1 protein-coding gene and 1 pseudogene are annotated in these 3,308 nt (G+C 65.5%); one reads left to right on the forward strand and one right to left on the reverse strand.

Annotated elements, in window-relative coordinates; genetic code table 11:
- Positions 1–15: 15 nt before the first annotated feature.
- A complete protein-coding gene (locus FNJ47_RS45200; protein WP_430649484.1) occupies positions 16–1,791 on the reverse strand; it encodes a 5'-3' exonuclease H3TH domain-containing protein in 1,776 nt (591 codons plus the stop codon).
- A gap of 66 nt (positions 1,792–1,857) precedes the next feature.
- Here FNJ47_RS45200 and FNJ47_RS45205 point away from each other — a divergent pair.
- A pseudogene (locus FNJ47_RS45205) lies at positions 1,858–3,099 on the forward strand (DNA polymerase); the annotation flags it as partial.
- Between the last annotated feature and the right edge of the window lie 209 nt (positions 3,100–3,308).

Here is a 3,308-nt window from a genome sequence, read left to right on the forward strand (position 1 = left end):
GCTTCCGGTCCCCGATTATCTGCCCGCGCTCGTAAATGCGTCGCGCATATTTCTGATGATTGGCGCGGTCGAGCTCTTCTGGATCGTCACTGAATGGTCGAGCGGCGCCTTGGCGATCGTGACCTGGTCGAAGGTCAGCTTGCCCTTGCCGCTGCCGACGAGGCCGCCGTAACTGACGACGGCATGGCCGAACCAGCGTTCGGCGAGCGCCTCCAGCGCGTGCGAGCCGCGGCCGGCATCGAGCGCGTAGGACATCAGCTGGGCATCATCGATGTTGCGCAACGTGACGCCGTGCTGTGCCAGCATCACGGAGGTGAACTTGACGTTGAAGCCGACCTTCTGGATGCCTGTGGACTCCAGCAGCGGCTTCAGCGCCTTCAGCGCATCGGCGGTCTTGAGCTGGCCGGGTGCGAGGCCGGCATCGAACAGGCCCGCGCCGCCGCCGGGCTCCCTGTGGCCGAGTGGGACGTAGGCGGCATCGTTGGGCGCAACGGCCAAAGCCAGTCCCGCGAGCTCTGCCTGCATCGGGTCGATCAATTCCGACATCGCCTCGATCGCGAGATAGCCGGTGTCGTGTGCACGCGCGAGCAGGGCGTTGAGCTGATCGAGACCGCTGATCGCCTGGTACGCCTTGCGATCGAATCCGGTCTTGCGGATCGCTTCACCGCGGGACTCGGCCAGCGTGGCCGGCGTGCCTCTCCGGTTGGAGTTCTTGTCGTCGCGCGCGCCGGTCGGCTTGGCTTTCGCAATCGGTGCTGCGGGCGCCGCGCCCGACGATCCATCTCCGGGCGCCGGCGTCACATCCGACGGCGGCAGCGGCGAGAACACGCTGGCGCCGCTCTTGTTGCCGGGATCGGCGTCGACATTGGCCGGATCGATCTGCGCATAGTCGGCGACGCGGCGGGTGAGGGTGGTGAACTCCATCGCCTTGAGGAAGGCGACCAGCTTGCGCGCATCGGGCTCGTGCACGGCGAGGTCGTCGAGCGGCACTTCGAGATCGACCTTGTCGTCGAGCAGCACGAGCTGGCGCGAGATGCGGGCCTTCTCGGCATTCTCGAGCAGCGCCTCGCGCCGCTTCGGCTGCTTGATCTCGGTGGCGCGGAACAGCAGCTGGTCGAGATCGCCATATTCGATGATCAGCTGCGCCGCGGTCTTGATGCCGATGCCGGGCACGCCGGGCACGTTGTCGGTGGAATCGCCGGCCAGCGCCTGCACCTCGACCACCTTCTCGGGCGGTACGCCGAATTTCTCGATCACCTCGTCGCGGCCGATGCGGCGATCCTTCATGGTGTCGTACATCAGCACCTTGTCGGTGACGAGCTGCATCAGGTCCTTGTCGGACGAGACGATCGTCGTGGTGGCGCCCCGTTCGCTCGCCAGCCGCGCATAGGTCGCGATCAGATCGTCAGCTTCGAAGCCGACCTGCTCGAGGCAAGGCAAGTCAAATGCACGCACCGCCTCGCGGATCAGCGCGAATTGCGGGATCAAATCGTCGGGCGCCGGCGGCCGGTGCGCCTTGTAGTCGGGATAGAGCTTGTTGCGGAATGTGATCTCGGATTTGTCGAACACGATCGCCAGATGCGTCGGCCGGTTGTCGTCCGGCATGTCGCGCAGCAGCTTCCACAGCATGTTGCAGAAGCCGAGCACGGCGTTGACCTGCAGCCCGTCGGACTTGCGGTTCAGCGGCGGCAACGCGTGATAGGCGCGGAAGATGTAGCCCGAACCATCGACCAGGAAAATATGGTCGCCCTTGGCTGCTGCCTTGGCGGCAACGGGCTTGGGGGCGGTCATCGGAGCTGGCTTGGCGGGGTCTTTGGGGGCTGTTTTCGGCATGGCCGAAACTTAGGGATTTTTGCGCGGATGACAACAGTGTACGAGACGCTGGAGCGGCCGCTGGTGTCGGTGCTGGCGCGGATGGAGCGCCGCGGCATCTCGATCGACCGCCAGGTGCTGTCGCGCCTGTCGGGCGATTTCGCCCAGACCGCGGCGCGGGTCGAGGCCGAGATCCAGGAGATCGCCGGCGAGCCGGTCAATGTCGGCAGCCCGAAGCAGATCGGCGACATCATCTTCGGCAAGATGGGATTGCCCGGCGGCACCAAGACCAAGACCGGCGCATGGTCGACCACCGCGCAAGTGCTGGACGATCTCGCCGAGCAGGGCCACGACTTCCCCAAGAAGATTTTGGAGTGGCGCCAGGTCTCGAAGCTGAAATCGACCTACACCGACGCGCTGCCGACCTACGTCAATCCGCAGACCCACCGCGTGCACACGACTTACGCGCTGGCCGCGACCACCACGGGGCGGCTGTCGTCGAACGAGCCGAACTTGCAGAACATCCCGGTGCGAACCGAGGACGGCCGCAAGATCCGCCGCGCCTTCATCGCGACGCCCGGCCACAAGCTGGTGTCGGCCGACTACTCGCAAATTGAATTGCGGCTGCTCGCCGAGATCGCCGACGTGCCAGTGCTACGCCAGGCGTTCCGCGACGGGCTCGACATCCACGCCATGACCGCCTCCGAGATGTTCGGCGTGCCGATCAAGGACATGCCGAGCGAGGTGCGGCGCCGCGCCAAGGCGATCAATTTCGGCATCATCTACGGCATCTCGGCGTTCGGCCTCGCCAATCAGCTCGGTATCGCGCGCGAGGAGGCCTCCGCCTACATCAAGAAATACTTCGAGCGCTTCCCCGGCATCCGCGCCTACATGGACGAGACCAAGGACTCCTGCCGCCGCAACGGCTATGTGACGACGCTGTTCGGCCGTAAGATGTACTACCCCGACATCAAGGCCTCCAACGCCTCGGTGCGCGCCTTCAACGAACGCGCCGCGATCAACGCCCGCTTGCAGGGCACCGCCGCCGACATCATCCGCCGCGCCATGATCCGGGTCGAGGACGCGCTCGCCGAGAAGAAGCTCACGGCACAGATGCTGTTGCAGGTGCATGACGAGCTGATCTTCGAGGTGCCCGACGGCGAAGTCGCGGCGACGCTGCCGGTCGTGCAGAAGGTGATGCAGGACGCGCCGTTCCCCGCGGTGATCCTGTCGCTGCCGCTCCAGGTCGACGCCCGCGCCGCCAACAATTGGGACGAGGCGCATTAGACTCTCAAGACTCTCAAGAGCGGGCTCGCGGACAGTGGCTGCTCGTTGGTGAAGTAACGCTATCGCTGCATATGCGGCTCCGCTCCAAGTAAGGTGAGCACCGGCAGGCTCCCTCCCCCCTTGCGGGGGAGGGTGGGGAGAGGGGTAGCCCCGGGCGCGATGATCAATAGACGCGCGGCTCGCGCAATATCGAACCGCGCGTCATCGAA

It is taken from the genome of Bradyrhizobium uaiense, from assembly GCF_010811875.1.
In the GTDB taxonomy this organism is placed as follows: Bacteria; Pseudomonadota; Alphaproteobacteria; order Rhizobiales; family Xanthobacteraceae; genus Bradyrhizobium; species Bradyrhizobium uaiense.

Bases quoted from the DNA above. Each gene is read 5' to 3' on its own strand.
- FNJ47_RS45200 (WP_430649484.1), bottom strand. From the start codon at position 1,791: ATGACCGCCCCCAAGCCCGTTGCCGCCAAGGCAGCAGCCAAGGGCGAC.